A 15,081-nucleotide genomic window follows, 5' to 3' on the forward strand; every position below is an offset into this window, starting at 1 on the left:
GCTGCTCTTGCCACTCGCCTGGGATCGGGGTAGCGCTGCCGCTGCAGAACGGCACACCTCTTCGCGGGGAAGAGGCAAATGAGGGCGCATGACGGTCTCCATCAGATTGGCAATCGGCAGCATCGTCATCGGCGTGGGGGTCTTCGCCCTCAAGCTCGCGGCGTGGTGGCTGACAGGCTCGATCGCCCTTTATTCGGACGCGCTCGAGAGCCTGGTCAATATTGCGGCCGCCGTCGCCGCGGTCCTTGCCCTCAGCGTCAGTGCGCGCCCGGCCGATCGCAACCACCCCTTCGGACATCACAAGGCGGAATATCTTTCGGCAGTGCTCGAGGGCGTGCTGATCGTCATCGCCGCCTTCTCCATTCTGAAAGAGGCGTATCTCGGCCTGAGCGAGCAGCGGGTGGCGGATCTTTCCGTGCCCGGGCTCACCCTCAACGGGGTGGCCACCCTGATCAATGCCGGCTGGGGTATGGTGCTGCTCCGGGCGGGTCGCCGGCGCCGCTCTCCAGCCCTTGTCGCCGACGGCAAGCACCTGTGGTCGGACGTGATCACTTCCGTCGGCGTGCTGCTCGGCCTAATTCTCGCGCGGGCAACCGGATGGCACGTTCTCGATCCGCTTCTCGCGGGGATCGTCGCGCTCAATATCCTGTGGATGGGGTACGGGCTCGTGCGGGAATCCGTTGGCGGCCTGATGGACGCTTCCGTCGATGCCGAGACGTTTTCCCGGATCCGTGCGATTATCTCCGAGCACGCGGCCGGTGCGATCGAGGTGCATGATCTGAAGACGCGGCAGGCGGCCCGGGTGACATTCGTCGAGCTTCACCTGGTGGTACCGGGTGACATGACGGTGGCAGCTTCGCACCACATATGCGACCGGATCGAGCAGGCGCTAAGCGCCGAGTTCGACAATGTCGAGGCCATCATCCATGTCGAGCCGGAAAACGAGGCGAAGCTGCGCGGCGTGGTCGTGCTGCACTCACCATGAGAAAGACACCCGATCGACGGCTTTCGCCACATTTTGAGTGTTCTATGAGAAACTGTGGCACCGAATATCCTCACATCACGGCATCGAGGAAACTGATCTCATGACCATAAGGGCTATGCTCATGGCCGCCGCGGCCCTGGCTCTTCTCTCGGCACCGGCGGCCGCGCAGCAGAGCGTGCCGCCCGCCGCGGCAAGCTGGCTGCGCTGCGCGGCCCTGGGCGCGCTCGCCGAGCGGGGGGCGCCCGATGCCATGAGCAAGAAAGCGTCGGCCGCGGTCCACGCCCGCTACCGCGACCTTTTCGTCGCCTATATGGTGGCCTTGGAGGGCAAGAAGGTCGACCCGCGCGTGGTCGGGACGCGGGTGGCCGGCACCATCCAATCCCTGATCGCCGAGCGGCGGGGGCTTAACAGAACGGAGCAGCCGATCTTGCTGGCCTGTCTCAAAGACTTGGACCGCCTGACAGCGAATGTTCCGGAAACGGTGAGAAAAATGGTCGCGGCCACTCCGCGTCCCACACAGACCACCATGCACCGGGACATGTGGGCGACTTGCGCAGTGGCGCTGCAATGGTCGCTTGAGTCGGGCTTGACCAGCGATCCGGAGGCGCGGGCGGCCGCACGGCGCTACCATCAGCTGTTTCAGGGTGCCGCCAAGCAGCAGGGGCTGAGCGATGCGGAGATCGAGAACGGGTTGAAAGAGCTGAAGGCGATCGCTGCGAAGAAGTCGCCGAACGATCTGAAGTCGGCAATCACCAGCTGTGTGCGCGAGAAGCCCTAGGGCTACTGGGGACTGATTGCTGCACGATCCGCCCTTGTCGATTATTCTGTTCCGTATTGTCGGGTAACGAGTGGGGTGCCCAAGGAATGTTTTCGTCGGTTCTGATAGCCAACCGCGGCGAGATCGCGGTGCGTGTGATGCGGACGGCCAAGCGGCTGGGGCTGCGCACCATCGCCGTCTATTCCGACCAGGACGCGGCGGCCCTGCACGTGCGGCTGGCGGATGAAGCCTACAGGATCGGCCCGGCCGAAGCCGCACGGAGCTATCTCAGGGGCGATCGGATCATTGAGGTCGCGCGCGAGGCCGGCGCCGACTGCATCCATCCCGGCTATGGGTTTCTCTCCGAGAATGCGGAATTCGCCGAAGCCTGCGCAGACGCCGGCATCGCCTTTGTCGGACCGCCCCCGGCGGCGATCCGCGCCATGGGACTCAAGGATGCGGCCAAGGCCCTGATGCAGCAAGCCGGCGTGCCGGTGGTGCCGGGCTATCACGGCGACGTGCAGGGCGATGCCTTCCTGAAGCAGAAGGCCTACGAACTCGGCTATCCCCTGATCATCAAGGCGGTGGCCGGCGGCGGGGGCAAAGGCATGCGCCGGGTCGACCGGCATCAGGACTTCGCCGACGCTTTGGCGGCTTGCCAGCGCGAGGCCCGCTCGGCGTTTGGCGATGATCGCGTGCTGATCGAGCGTTTCCTGAGCAAGCCCCGCCACATCGAGGTTCAGGTCTTCGGTGACGCCCACGGCCATGTGGTGCATCTGTTCGAGCGCGACTGCTCGCTCCAGCGCCGCCATCAGAAGGTCATCGAGGAGGCGCCAGCCCCGGGCATGACGCCGGCCATGCGCAGCCGCATGGGCGAGGCCGCGGTCGCCGCGGCCAAGGCGGTTGGCTACCAGGGCGCGGGCACCGTCGAGTTCATCGTCGATGCGAGCGATGGCCTGCACGAAAATGCCTTCTATTTCATGGAGATGAACACGCGACTGCAGGTCGAGCATCCGGTGACCGAGGCCATCACCGGGCTCGATCTCGTCGAGCTGCAGCTGAGGGTCGCGGCCGGCGAGCCGCTATCCTTCGACCAGCAGGCGCTTGGGGTGCCGGTCGGCCACAGTGTGGAAGCCCGCCTCTATGCGGAGGATCCCGCGCACGGCTTCCTGCCGCAGACGGGCCGGCTCGCCCGCCTGAGCTGGCCCGAGGACCGGGAGGGCCTCCGCATCGACACCGGAGTGGAGGAGGGCGCCGAGATCAGCCCGTATTACGACCCGATGATTGCCAAGCTGATCGTCTGGGGCGCCGACCGGGACCAGGCGCTCGCCCGCCTTGGCCAAGCCCTGCGCGAAACCACCATCCTCGGCATCAAGACCAATCTGGGCTTTCTCGAGCGCCTCGTCGCATTCAGGCCGTTCGTGGATGAAAGCTTCGATACCGGACTGATCGACGCCCGCATAGACGCCCTGGTGCCGGATGTCTCGCTGGCCCTGCGCGACGGGTTGGCCGCCGGCCTCTGGCTCGCGCATCTCAAATCGCTCAACACGGCACGCGAGAGCATGCTCTCGGACGAGCCCGGCTCGCCCTGGTCGCTTATGAACGGCTGGACCTTGGGCGGCGAGGCGCGCAGCAGGCTGGACCTGCTCATCAACGGCGAGGCGGTCGGCCTCGATCTCGTATGGCGACGTGACGGCGCCCTGTTGGTCGGCAGCACGGAGGTGGAGGTGAACGAGGTTGCGGTGAGCGACGGGCAGGTACGGGCCGTCATTGCCGGCCAGTCGGAGACCGCGATCATGCTCGACGAGGGAAACGCGGTCTATGCCCAGTGGCGCGGTCATCACCTGGAGATCCGCGCCCAGGACCTGCTGGATCGGGATGCCGAGGCCGCCGAAGGAGAAGCGGTGATCCGGGCGCCCATGTCCGGTAAGTTGATCCGGCTTCTGGTTGCGGAAGGCGAGGCGGTTGAGCGCGGCGCCAGGCTTGCCATTCTCGAGGCCATGAAAATGGAGCATGCATTGGTGGCGCCCACGTCGGCCGTCGTGCGCACCCTCGGTGCTCAGGAAGGCCAGCAGCTGGCAGAGGGGCACGTGATCGCCGTGCTCGAAACACCCGAGGCTGCCGCATGACGGCTGCGCAGTCACGCCTGTGACAATTCGGCCACATATGGCCTATTGCGCCGCTGCAGTGTTCCGCCGATAGTGCGGAACGATCCTGATCGCGGCTCTTGGGGAAGGCTGCGGTGGGCAGGATCGGGGGAGTGTGGGGAAAGAACTATGTTGGCATCCATCGCTGCGGTGAAAGCCGCATGCGGGACGCGACGCGCGCTCATCAGTGGGGCAGTGATCGGTCTCGTGTCGGGAGCGCTGCTGACGGCAACGCTCACATTCGATCTTCTATCGGGGCCTCGGGAACGGCTCTCGATCGAGAAGAAACCCGAAATGATCATCATCGACCCGCGGAGCCGCTACTCCGGCACCAGGATCGTGTGACGGGGTGAGGTCGCTCCGGCTGAGCTCCCTCAGCTCGGCTGTGGGCTCGCTGACCGCTGGATCACGTCGGCGAGTATCGCCGGCTGCTGAGCGCCCATCACCGCATATCGGCCGTCGATGATGAAGCAGGGCACGCCGGTGATGCCGGCCTGGCGCGCCGCATTGATCTCGCCGCGGACGGCCACGAGCTCGTCATCGCCGGCGATGAGGCGCTCGGCGTCCGCACGGTCCAGGCCCACGTCGTCTGCCGCATCGGCCAGCACTTGCCGATCGCCAAGGTCGGACCCTTCCTCGAAATAAAGAGCAAACAGCCGCTCGACGAGCGCATCTTGCGCCAAAGCATCTCCTGCAGCCCAGTGAATGAGCCGGTGCGCGGTGAGCGTGTTCGGCGACCGGGTGATTCGCTCGAAGGCGAAGGCGATACCGACCTCAGCGCCGGCGGCCGCCAACTGAACGTGCATTTCGGCAAGGCGGCCACCCGAGCCGAACTTTCGTTCGAGATAGGCCTTGCGATCCACGCCTTCCGCCGGAATCGTGGGATCGAGCTGGAAGGGATGCCAGCGCACTGCAGCCGAGACATCGGGCACTATGGTAAGGGCCTTGGCCAGCCGGCGCTTGCCCACATAGCACCAGGGGCAGACCACGTCGGACACGACATCGATGGTGATAGGGCGTTGAGTGGACATGGGATTACTCCTTAGGGCCCGGCCCTGCTCGATTGCTCGGCGACCGCACCAGGCGGCATCAGCGCCACGAGGGCGGACCGCTTCACCTTGCCGTTCGGCGTCCGTGGCAGCTCCGCGACCGCATAGGCAGCCCGTGGCAGCTTGTAAGCGGCAAGTTCGCCCGCTGCGAAATCCAGCAGCGCCCGAGGTGTCAGCACCTTGCCGGGCTTGACGACAAAAAAGGCCGCAATGACAGACACATCACTGCGAACCTTCACTTCCGTCACCGCCACGTCGGCAACGGCGGGGTGACGGCCGAGCACGGATTCGACTTCCAGCGGTGATACCCGGTAGCCGAACGCATTCATGATATCGTCGGCCCGGCCTTCGAACCATAGATAGCCATCGTCGTCGAAACGGCCAAGGTCGCCTCCGATGAACCAGTCGCCCCGGAACGCCAGTGCCTCTTCCCGGGGCCGGTTCCAATAGCCCAGCATCAGGCCCGGGTCGGACCGGTGCACGGCAATAAGGCCTGAGCGGTTCGGCGGCAGGGGCTCGGTGCTGTCGCTGCCGGCATCCAGGATCGCCACTGCGCGGCCCGGCTGCGGTTTGCCGACGGCCCCGGGCTTGGGTGGCACGCTGGGCGAGGACGAGATGTAGGTCGAGATCTCGCTCATCCCAAGGGCTTCATACAGCACGAGCCCGGTTCGCTCACGCCAAGCTTGCGCCAGGGACTGCGGCAAGGCCTCGCCGGCCGTGAGCGCGTGGCGCAAGGGCGCCAGGCTCCCCGGCGCGAGCGCGCCATATTTCAGCATCTGCCGATAGAGGGTCGGCACCGCCGCCATGATGGTGGCTCCGTAACGTCCGATCAGCTTCGGCCAGACCGAAATGTCCTTTGGCCCGGTATAGACGATGGTGGTCAAGCCGTTGGCCCATGGGTCAAACAGCCCGCTGCCGAGCGTGTAGGTCCAGTTGAACGCGCCCGCGTGTAGGACGACGTCGTCCTCCGCGTAGCCGTACCAGCCCCGATACATGGGCCGCCGGCCCCAAACGGCGCGCTGGGCGTGTAAAACCCCCTTTGGCCTGCTCTGGGTGCCAGAGGTGTAGATGAGGAAGGCCGGATCATCAGCCTTCGTCTCCGCGTAGTCGCCGCGCGGCGCCTGCTTGAGCGCGGCGATGCGGTCGGGGCCGATCACTCCGGTGCCGTCCGGCAGGTCGGGCAGCGGCAAGGTTCCGTCGGTCACGACGGCGGCGGCGCCGGCATCGGCGATGAGGAACCCCGCTTCGCGCCCCGAGAGCATGGCGGACGCCGGGATGGGCACGAGCCCGGCCGCATTGGCGCCGAAAAACAGGAGAGCATAATCGGCGCTGTTGCCCATGCGCAGGAAGATGCGGTCTCCCCGCGCAAAGCCGCTGCGGCGCAAACCTTCGGCGATGCGGAGAACCTCGTCTTCCAGGGCTGCATAGCGCCAGCGGCTACTCGCTTCCACCTCGTTCGCATCCTCTGCCACGATCAAGGCGACCGCTTCAGGACACGTTCTTGCGCTCTCGGCAAGACAGTAGCGGGCGAGGTTGAACGAGCGCGGCGGCAGGGGGGCGGAATAGGTCAGCGGCATGCCGGGACATTAGACCGAATCCTGCGCGGGCGCAGCCAGATCATGGCGATGGTGATGCCCTCCCAGCCTTACGAGGGAGCCCGCCACCAGGCATCAATCTGATAGCCGTAAAGCGGGGTTAGCGCGGGATGCTCGATATGTTTCCAGCGCGCCACCCACTGGGCAGGCGGGTGGAAGAGAGGGACCACGTAAAGGCCCGACATCAAGACCCGGTCCAGCGCGCGAGTCGCCGCCATCAGCTCATGGCGGCTGGCGGCCGCGACCATCCTGGCGATCAACGCATCGACCGCCGGGCTCTCGACCCCCATGTAATTGCGCGTGCCGGGATGGTCTGCCCCGTATGACCCCCAGTAAAACGCCTGCTCGTTGCCTGGCGACAGGGAATTTGCCCAGGTATAGGGGATGACGTCGAAGTCGTAGTCCGATAGGCGGGCCTGGAACTGGCTCGAATCCACCTGCCGGATGCGAGCGGTGATGCCGACGCTGGCCAACATCCGCGCATAGGCCAGCGCCAACCGCTCCATATCCAGGGTCGTGGTCAGGATTTCGAAGGTGAATGGCTTGCCGGTCGCTTTGTCGACCAGCTGCGGTCCGCGGATGGTGAAACCTGCCGCTCGCAGGAGATCGAGCGCCTGCCGCTGGCTTTCCCGATCCCTGCCGCTGAGCGAGCCCTCCGGAAGACGGTAGGTGCCCTCGAGGACGTCAGGCCGCACCGCTCCCGGAAAGGGCGCGAGCAGCGCCCGCTCGTCCTCACTTGCCGGCCGTTGTGCCGCCGACAGCTCCGAGCCGGCGAAATAGCTGTCGGTGCGCACGAACTGATCGAAATAGAAATTGCGGTTGATCCAGGCGGCGTCAAACAGCTTGAGCAGCGCCTCGCGGACGCGAATGTCGGAAAACGGCGCCCGACGCGTGTTGAACACGAAGGCGGAAAGCGGGGCTGGCAGGCCGGTCCTGAACGCTTCCTTCTTCACGTCCCCCCGCACGGCTGCGGGAAAATCGAAGCCTTTCATCCAGCGGCCGGGGTCGGTTTCCAGCAAGACGTCGACCAGCCCCTTCTTGAACGCCTCAAAGGCACTGTTCACGTCGCGGAAATAGACCAGCCGGATCTCGTCGAAGTTGTGGCGTCCGCGGTTGAGGGCGAGGTCCCGTCCCCAGTAGTCGGGGTTGCGCCGGTAGGTGATGGAAGCGCCTGGCCGAACCTCCGCCACCACGTAAGGTCCGCTGCCCAGCGGCCGCTCGAGCGAGGTCAGGTCGAAGCGGCCCTTGTCATAGCGGTGCTTGGGGAGCACAGGCATGAGGCCGAGGATGAGAGGCAGCTCGCGGTCCTGCGCATCGCGGAACACGAAGCGGACGCTGCGCGGTGCGAGCGGCTCGGCCAGCTCAACCTTCTGATAGTATATGCGCAGATTGGGACGGCCCTGGTCGCGCTGCACCTCCCAGGAGAAGATGATGTCTTCGGGGGTGACCGGGGTGCCATCGGCAAAGCGGGCCAACGGGTTCAGCGCGAAGGTGACGGAACGGCCATCCGGCGCCAGATCGATGGTTTCCGCAATCAGGCCGTAAAGCGTGAAGGGCTCCTCGCGACCCCGTGCCATGAGGCTCTCGAATACATAATCCCTGAGGCCGCTCGGCGCCTGGCCGCGCAGGATGAAGGGATTGAGGCTGTCGAAGGTGCCGACCACGGGCAAGGTGAGGGTGCCGCCCTTCGGCGCTTCGGGATTGACGTAATTGAAATGGCTGAATGTTGCGGGATAGAGCGGCTCGCCATGCATTGCGATGCCGTGGGCCGGCGCGCTTTGGGCGGGCGATGGCCAGCCCGCGAGTAGGGCGCCACAGCTCCAGCCTGCCGCCAGCAGAGCCAGTGTGAGCCGCGCGCCGTTTCCCCGCTTAGTGGGCCTTCCGCGCGGCAAGCCGGTAAACGCCCTGCTGCTCGTCGAACCTCTCGAACATCTCCTGAACCTGCGGATGGCGAACGGGCTCGCCGCTGTCGTCTCTGAGCAGGTTCTGTTCTGAAACATACGCTATGTACTCGCTGTCGTCGTTTTCAGCGAGCAGATGGTAGAAGGGCTGGTCTTTACGCGGCCTTATGTCCTCAGGGATGGACAGCCACCATTCCTCGCTGTTGGAGAAGATCGGATCGACGTCGAAGATCACACCGCGGAAAGGAAACACGCGGTGCTTAACCACCTGCCCAATCTGGAACTTCGCGGTTCGGTTGATCTGAGTCATCGCTTTCAATCGCTACCATCCTACAGCCGCGCTTGCCAAGATCCATCCGCATTGCGCCGCTCGCCCGGATGGGAGCGGGTGGGGAGGATTCTGCAATGCGGTCGGATAAGTGTTCCGCAATACGGCATATGCGCCGCGCATGGCAAGAGCCAATCGCCGCATGCCTGGTCGATACCAGCCTCTAGATCCCAATTCCCTGCTGCATGATGGCGCGCCTCAGCGGCCCCAAGCGGCTCAGGGCCTGCAGTGCCACGGCCCGCGCTGCCTGGGCGGGCAGCAGGCCCGATAGGAGCGAGCGGTTCATGAGGTCGACACCGATGCCGCGGGGCAGAATATCCCGGTGACGGGCCTGGTCATAGGCCGCAAGCTGCGCCTCGTCGCCGGGGTCTTCGCCAAAGGCCAGCGCGTCGGCGATCTGCCAGGCTGCCGCCTTTGCATCCCGCACGCCGAGATTGAGCCCCTGTGCCCCTATGGGCGGGAGAACGTGACCTGCTTCGCCGACCAGGAACACGCGCTTGGCTGCGAATTGTCTAGCGATCAGGGTTTTTGCGGCGAAGGCATGCCTGGGACCGATGCCGCCGATCTCCCCGAGATCCTCCCCCACATGCTGCTGGAGTTCGGCAGCAAAGGCCCGGTCATCAAGGGCCATCAGCCGCTCAACCTCCAGAGGACTGTCCATCCAGACCAGGCTGGAGCGGTTGCCGGGCAGCGGCACCGTGGTGAGGGGGCCGCAGCGCCTGTGACGCTCGGTCGAGCAGTCGTGATGCGGCTCGGAATGCGCGAAAGTCGTGGCTATCGCCTGCTGCTGGTAGACAGTGCCATAGGTTTTGATGCCGGCAGAGCTCCGGCAAGGGGAGCCCGCACCGTCCGCGGCGATGATGGCGCGGGCGCTGAGGCATCGCCCATCCGACAGGTGCGCAAGCGTGTACCCATTCCGCGGCTCGAGCCATCGGACGACGGCATCGTCGTAGACCGTAATGTCCTGCCCGGCGATCAGCGTCTGCAGCGCTTGGCTAAGAGCCTCGTTGGGGATGTTCCAGCCGAACGGCTGATCGCCAAGCTCGCGCGCATCGAAGGTGACGCTGGGCGACCGCACCAGCCGGCCGGTCTCGTCGATGAGCCGCAGACGCCAGAGCGGAGCCGCTTCACCGATGAGCGCACCGGGCCATACGCCCAGCAATTCGAGAATCGCCAGGCTGCTCTGCATCAAAGCGGCCGTGCGCGGGTCAACCTCAGCCCGCCGGGTACCGGGCACGTGGGCTGGCCTCAGCCCGCGTGCGACGAGCAGGGCACAAGCAGTGAGCCCGGCAGGGCCGGTGCCGACCACGACCACGTCATGGCGGGGGTCGTCCTCGCGCATCATCTCAAGCCTGGCAGCCTCCCCGTTGCGAAACACCTCTCACGGCAGAGGTGCCCCGGTCGAGCGCACAAGGCAACTCCTTTAACAGGACTTGCCCGCGGTGGCCAGACTCGAGGCCCCTGCTATGCCGGCAGTGGGAAGTCCCAATCCGGTGCCGGAAGGATCAAGGGATCATCCTCCATAGACGGCTTGGTATGAACCACAGAGACGTCGAGCTCTTTGAGCAGCGCAAGCTCCGCCTCCTTATAGCCGAGGCCGCTGTCCCGCAGCTCGCGCCACACATCGCTCTGGACGTTCAGGGAGGTGAGCAGGCGATCTGATGCGGAATCGTGAAGGAGGACGTCGACGGCAGGAACGCGTTCTCTGCCGCTGACAGCAAGCTCATCACTCAAGACGTTGAACTGGAACTCAACATACGGTTGCGCTGGCTCGATGGTGTTTGGCAACAGGGCACCGTGCTCGGGGACGGCGGTGCCTTTCGGAAGGACCAGCGTCACTGCGTCGTGCTGAGGATTGAAGCGCCAAAAGCCATGGGGAATCGCGCTATCGGATGTGCCGTCGACGATAATGTTGCGGCCGGCTTCGGGCGTCAAAGCGACGCCGCAGAACATTCGCTGCCCATCTTCATACGGCGCGCAGAATGTGCTGTACCCGGTCTTGGCTTGATAGGCATAGCCGTATTTGGCCGCTGTTGCCACGGTAACGGTGGACGGTATGTCGTCGGCTGTGTACGTCACAGTAAGTATTCCTGTAAAAAAGATCACGATATATTTTTGATAGATAGAATAATAGGGATAAACCTACGCCTGTTTTCCTCCCCTCGGTTGCACAAAAAATAAGACCAGGTCGTGAGCGCACTCCCGGTCGTCAGTTCGCGAGATCCGATAAGTCCTCAGCGGCCTTGACCAGGTGAACAGCCTGGGCCGATTGCGCATCGGCCGCAAGCAGCTCATCAGGGGCATCGGCATCGGTCAGTGGTCGCGTCGCCGCCGCTGCGGCTCCGGGCTCCCGCAGGCGGGACCCACCCTTGAAGATCAGGGATGCTTCGAGCATGGCGAGCTCTCGTTGTGCGGAGGGCGGCTCGATCCGTTCACCACAAAAATCCTGCATGAACTCTTTTGGTCGCCACCACCACCGCGGATCCAGAACCAGGCTTCCGACCGGTCGCTGCAGCTCGCCCTCGTGCCATTTCAGGAACACAACGGACTTGTCATTCTCCGTTCTCATAAGCGAGAACGAGAGCTTCGAGCGCGCGTCGGCGGAAGCGGTCGACAGCAAGAACTCCGTCAGGGACCGCCCATCGGGCAGGGTGAACTCGACCTGGTGCACGCGCGGGGTGAAATTGACGTAATGAGGATGCACCTCATTTGCCGCAGCGAGGTTGAATTCTGCTGTGCCTGGCTTACTCGGCGACATGCTGATCACGCACGAGATGTCGGCGCCATCTTTCCCCAGCCGGCATGTGGTCAGACCTTTATTGCGAAAACCAGCCGCCGCCTCATCCAGGTCGGCAATAGTGTGGAGTGGTTTATAGCTGGAATCCATTGCCATTTGTTACTCATGAAATGGAAAGATCATCTATGGGGTTACTGATATATGACTTAGCGCCAATCGGATTTCCATCAGATAATTCCGGATGGTCTTGCAAGCGATTCTGCAATGTCGTCAAGGCTTTTTGGACCAGCTCAGGCCGTTGGGCGAGCCGCTCCGAGGGATGACCGCCGCCATCGCCGCATTCGATTTCCCCGGAGCTGCTCTGCACCACGATGGCCGGCGACGTCACCTCCGCTCCAGCGCCTTGATCGACAAGGCTTGCAAGCCATTGGAGGGGTTTATCGTCCTGAGGCTCCACGTCCGAGGCGGCCTTTTCGTCGGTTGTCATGAAAGGCGTCCGTTTCCCATCAGCGGGCTCGTTCACGCCATGTCCATGAAGGAAAAAACCGGTTCCTGAAGAATCTCTGTCTTATAGTGGAACGAGGTTGTTGCCTTTGATCGCATTTGACCTTCGGTATGATCATCGTCCGGCCAGTATGTCGGGGCCAGCGACAAGGTCCCGAGAACATGCGGCGCGTCACCGTCATAATGCATGACCGTAAATTCCAAGCCGGCTTCGCCCTCAGAGCGTTCCCACGTCAGGTAAATGCGAGGCTGGTCCGGGCTATCTGCGACAGGCCACCGGCTGCCGTCCTCTGGTGTCGCGGTGCCCGCTTTTACCACCAAGCCGATCACGTCCTCGGACGGGTCGAAGCCGTGATAAGTCACGGGTACGCTCGGTTCGCGTGTTGCATCGAATTTTACGATCTCGGGCTTGTTCGGTGTGAGAAGGACGTTCCGGGCATTGGGAGCGGTCATTGCTGGGGCTCTCCGTCGATTGGCTTGCTGTGGCTGCGGGCCGCTAGCTCAACGCGTGCAGATCGGCCGCAGCATCCGAGCTGGCGGCCAGAGGCTGATACTCCAGCACGACCGGATCTTCGGACGCGGATACGAGGCGCGCGAGGATCTTCTCCAAGTAGTCGTTGAGGTCGTCTGGGTTCAGGCAGGTGAGCGCTTCGAGCTCGGCTGGAATGGACATCTTGGACCCGCCCGCTTGACTGTCTCCGGCCTGGCCTGCTTCATGTGTCCGCGCCGGCTCGATGCCGTCGGAAGCGACTGTGGGCCCCGTGGCGTTTCCTGGTTGGGCATTCATGATCTTGTCCCTTGCCTATTTTCCCACGGCGTCGTTACTGTGGCTGTGATTGTGGCGCCCTTGCGAAATTTGCGCGCCTACACCATGGCGTGACGGCCGTCTGTCTGGACTCGTTGCCGCCTCGTGCTCGGGATGTTATGCAGCATTCCGTCTGATGGCCTCGGTGAGGCACCGCTTCAATTTGGATCCGCAATGAGTGTCGACGAAAAGACAGTCCGCCACATCGCGCGCCTGGCACGGATCGCCGTGACCGACGATGAAGCCCGCGCCCTGCAGGGGGAGTTGAGCGCGATCCTGAACTGGGTCGAGCAACTGGACGAGGTCGACACCAGCGGGGTTGAGCCCATGACCAGCGTGGTCGCGACCGCCATGAAGATGCGCGATGACACGGTGACGGACGGGAACGATCCGGAAGCGGTGGTGCGCAACGCGCCCGTTTCCGACGACGACTATTTCGTGGTCCCCAAGGTCGTCGAATAACCGGCCAGCGAAGGAAGACGCAGCGTGACCGATCTCACACGGCTGACCATTGCCGAAGCCCGCGCCGGCCTCAAGGCCAAGGAATTCACCGCCACCGAGCTGACTTCGGCCTATCTTGCGGCCATGGAGGCGGGCAGGGCCCTGAATGCCTATGTGGCTGAGACGCCCGAGCGGGCGCTTGCCATGGCGCGGGGCTCGGACGAGCGCCTGGCCGCCGGAGGGGCGGGGCCGCTCGAAGGCATTCCGCTCGGCATCAAGGACCTGTTCTGCACGCGCGATGTGCACAGCCAGGCCTGCTCCCACATTCTCGACGGCTTCAAGCCCCCCTACGAGTCGACCGTGACGGCCAATCTGTGGGCTGACGGCGCGGTGATGCTCGGCAAGCTCAACATGGACGAGTTCGCCATGGGCTCGTCCAATGAGACCTCCTATTACGGCCCGGTCATCAATCCCTGGCGGGCGAAGGGCAGCAATACGAGCCTGGTGCCGGGCGGATCGTCCGGTGGCTCGGCGTCCGCGGTTGCCGCCTGGCTGTGTGCGGGGGCGACCGCAACCGATACCGGCGGCTCCATTCGCCAGCCCGCAGCCTTCACCGGCACCGTCGGCATCAAGCCTACCTATGGCCGCTGCTCGCGCTGGGGCATCGTGGCCTTCGCCTCCTCCCTCGATCAGGCGGGCCCGATCACCCGCGACGTGCGCGATGCGGCCATCATGCTCAAGTCCATGGCGAGCGTCGACCCGAAGGATACGACCAGCGTCGATCGGCCGGTGCCGGACTATGAGGCCGCCATCGGCCGGAGTATCAAGGGCCTGAAGGTGGGCGTGCCCAGGGAATACCGTGTCGACGGCATGCCGGAAGAGATCGAGCGGCTGTGGCTTGAGGGGGTGGAATGGCTGAAGGACGCCGGCGCCGAGATCCGCGAAGTGTCGCTGCCCCACACGAAATACGCGCTTGCCGCCTATTATATCGTCGCACCGGCCGAGGCCTCGTCCAACCTCGCCCGCTATGACGGGGTGCGCTATGGCCTGAGGGTCAATGGCGACGACATCATCGACATGTACGAGAAGACCCGTGCGGCCGGTTTCGGCGCCGAGGTCAAGCGGCGCGTGCTGATCGGCACCTATGTGCTCTCGGCCGGCTATTACGACGCCTATTACCTCAAGGCGCAGAAGGTGCGTACGCTGATCGCCCGCGACTTCGAGCAGGCCTTCAGCGAGGTGGACGTGCTGCTGACGCCGACTACGCCGAATGCCGCCTTCGCGCCCGGCGCGATCACCGATCCCCTCAGCATGTATCTCAATGACGTGTTCACGGTGACGGTCAACATGGCGGGCCTGCCGGGCATCTCCGTGCCGGCTGGCCTTTCCGGGCAGGGGCTGCCGCTGGGGCTGCAGCTCATTGGCCGCCCGTTCGACGAGGAAACCTTGTTCCGCACCGCCCATGTACTGGAATCGGCCGCCGGCTTCCAGGCGGAACCCGAACGCTGGTGGGTGTGAAGCCATGAGCAAGAGCCCCGCCGAATGCCAGGATATGAGCGACCTCCGCGCGGAGATCGACCGTATCGACGAGGCGCTGGTGGCGCTTCTGGCCGAGCGCACCCGCTATGTGGACCGGGTGGTGGAGGTGAAGACCGCGTTGGGGCTCCCGGCACTGATCGAGGCGCGGGTCGAGGAGGTGGCCAGCAGGGTGCGGTCGCTGGCGGCCGCTTCGGGCGTGGATGCGGACTTTGCCGAGCGCCTGTGGCGCATGATGATGGACCATTTCATCGCTTATGAAGAGGCGAAGCTCGGGCGCTAACACCGTTTGCCCG

General features: G+C 64.4%; 17 protein-coding genes. 7 read left to right on the forward strand and 10 right to left on the reverse strand.

Translation table 11 applies throughout. The annotated features are described in order from the left end of the window. Positions 1 to 88 precede the first annotated feature (88 nt). The 4 genes from E4P09_RS23230 (at position 89) to E4P09_RS23245 (ending at position 4,234) form a co-directional block, all read left to right on the forward strand. Positions 89 to 985: a cation diffusion facilitator family transporter gene (locus E4P09_RS23230; RefSeq protein ID WP_137392040.1), complete on the forward strand. Its 897-nt coding sequence runs from the start codon at positions 89 to 91 to the stop codon at positions 983 to 985. A gap of 100 nt (positions 986 to 1,085) precedes the next feature. Further along, positions 1,086 to 1,763, forward strand: coding sequence for a hypothetical protein (locus E4P09_RS23235; RefSeq protein WP_137392041.1), 678 nt, complete (start codon positions 1,086 to 1,088; stop codon positions 1,761 to 1,763). Positions 1,764 to 1,849: 86 nt separating this feature from the next. Next, complete coding sequence (locus E4P09_RS23240) at positions 1,850 to 3,871, forward strand: acetyl/propionyl/methylcrotonyl-CoA carboxylase subunit alpha (protein ID WP_137392042.1); 2,022 nt, start codon at positions 1,850 to 1,852, stop codon at positions 3,869 to 3,871. 147 nt (positions 3,872 to 4,018) lie between these two features. After that, on the forward strand, positions 4,019 to 4,234 hold the full coding sequence (locus E4P09_RS23245) for a hypothetical protein (protein ID WP_137392043.1): 216 nt from the start codon (positions 4,019 to 4,021) through the stop codon (positions 4,232 to 4,234). 29 nt (positions 4,235 to 4,263) lie between these two features. Here the strand turns inward: E4P09_RS23245 and E4P09_RS23250 are convergent, their stop codons facing one another. The 10 genes from E4P09_RS23250 to E4P09_RS26300 form a co-directional block, all read right to left on the reverse strand. Continuing rightward, complete coding sequence (locus E4P09_RS23250) at positions 4,264 to 4,920, reverse strand: DsbA family oxidoreductase (RefSeq protein ID WP_137392044.1); 657 nt, start codon at positions 4,918 to 4,920, stop codon at positions 4,264 to 4,266. An 11-nt stretch (positions 4,921 to 4,931) separates the two neighbouring features. Then, positions 4,932 to 6,515 carry a class I adenylate-forming enzyme family protein gene (locus E4P09_RS23255; RefSeq protein ID WP_137392045.1) on the reverse strand — a complete coding sequence of 528 codons (1,584 nt, stop codon included), beginning with the start codon at positions 6,513 to 6,515 and terminating at the stop codon, positions 4,932 to 4,934. 68 nt (positions 6,516 to 6,583) lie between these two features. Then, positions 6,584 to 8,287: an extracellular solute-binding protein gene (locus tag E4P09_RS23260; protein ID WP_205042268.1), complete on the reverse strand. Its 1,704-nt coding sequence runs from the start codon at positions 8,285 to 8,287 to the stop codon at positions 6,584 to 6,586. A gap of 115 nt (positions 8,288 to 8,402) precedes the next feature. Then, positions 8,403 to 8,744: a heat shock protein HspQ gene (gene hspQ / locus E4P09_RS23265; RefSeq protein ID WP_137392137.1), complete on the reverse strand. Its 342-nt coding sequence runs from the start codon at positions 8,742 to 8,744 to the stop codon at positions 8,403 to 8,405. A 181-nt stretch (positions 8,745 to 8,925) separates the two neighbouring features. Next, positions 8,926 to 10,107: an FAD-dependent monooxygenase gene (locus E4P09_RS23270; protein WP_137392047.1), complete on the reverse strand. Its 1,182-nt coding sequence runs from the start codon at positions 10,105 to 10,107 to the stop codon at positions 8,926 to 8,928. A 119-nt stretch (positions 10,108 to 10,226) separates the two neighbouring features. Further along, a complete protein-coding gene (locus tag E4P09_RS23275) occupies positions 10,227 to 10,841 on the reverse strand; it encodes a hypothetical protein (RefSeq protein WP_137392048.1) in 615 nt (204 codons plus the stop codon). A gap of 130 nt (positions 10,842 to 10,971) precedes the next feature. Next, positions 10,972 to 11,655 carry a hypothetical protein gene (locus E4P09_RS23280; RefSeq protein ID WP_137392049.1) on the reverse strand — a complete coding sequence of 228 codons (684 nt, stop codon included), beginning with the start codon at positions 11,653 to 11,655 and terminating at the stop codon, positions 10,972 to 10,974. Between the two features lie 7 nt (positions 11,656 to 11,662). Continuing rightward, a complete protein-coding gene (locus E4P09_RS23285) occupies positions 11,663 to 11,986 on the reverse strand; it encodes a hypothetical protein (protein WP_137392050.1) in 324 nt (107 codons plus the stop codon). 32 nt (positions 11,987 to 12,018) lie between these two features. Beyond that, entirely contained in the window at positions 12,019 to 12,456 is a 438-nt protein-coding gene (locus E4P09_RS23290) for a hypothetical protein (RefSeq protein WP_137392051.1), read from the reverse strand. Between the two features lie 43 nt (positions 12,457 to 12,499). After that, the gene (locus E4P09_RS26300) at positions 12,500 to 12,676 is read right to left on the reverse strand and encodes a hypothetical protein (protein ID WP_205042269.1); all 177 of its coding nucleotides are present in this window, start codon (positions 12,674 to 12,676) and stop codon (positions 12,500 to 12,502) included. Between the two features lie 306 nt (positions 12,677 to 12,982). Between E4P09_RS26300 and gatC the strand changes: the two genes are divergently transcribed. From gatC to E4P09_RS23305, 3 genes are read left to right on the forward strand one after another with little or no spacing between them, the layout of a single operon-like run. Further along, a complete protein-coding gene (gene gatC, locus E4P09_RS23295; RefSeq protein WP_137392052.1) occupies positions 12,983 to 13,270 on the forward strand; it encodes an Asp-tRNA(Asn)/Glu-tRNA(Gln) amidotransferase subunit GatC in 288 nt (95 codons plus the stop codon). 24 nt (positions 13,271 to 13,294) lie between these two features. Next, positions 13,295 to 14,767: an Asp-tRNA(Asn)/Glu-tRNA(Gln) amidotransferase subunit GatA gene (gene gatA, locus E4P09_RS23300; protein WP_137392053.1), complete on the forward strand. Its 1,473-nt coding sequence runs from the start codon at positions 13,295 to 13,297 to the stop codon at positions 14,765 to 14,767. A gap of 4 nt (positions 14,768 to 14,771) precedes the next feature. Continuing rightward, positions 14,772 to 15,068 carry a chorismate mutase gene (locus tag E4P09_RS23305; protein WP_137392054.1) on the forward strand — a complete coding sequence of 99 codons (297 nt, stop codon included), beginning with the start codon at positions 14,772 to 14,774 and terminating at the stop codon, positions 15,066 to 15,068. Positions 15,069 to 15,081: the final 13 nt, after the last annotated feature.

It is taken from the genome of Rhodoligotrophos defluvii (genome assembly GCF_005281615.1).
GTDB classification, from domain to species: domain Bacteria; phylum Pseudomonadota; class Alphaproteobacteria; order Rhizobiales; family Im1; genus Rhodoligotrophos; species Rhodoligotrophos defluvii.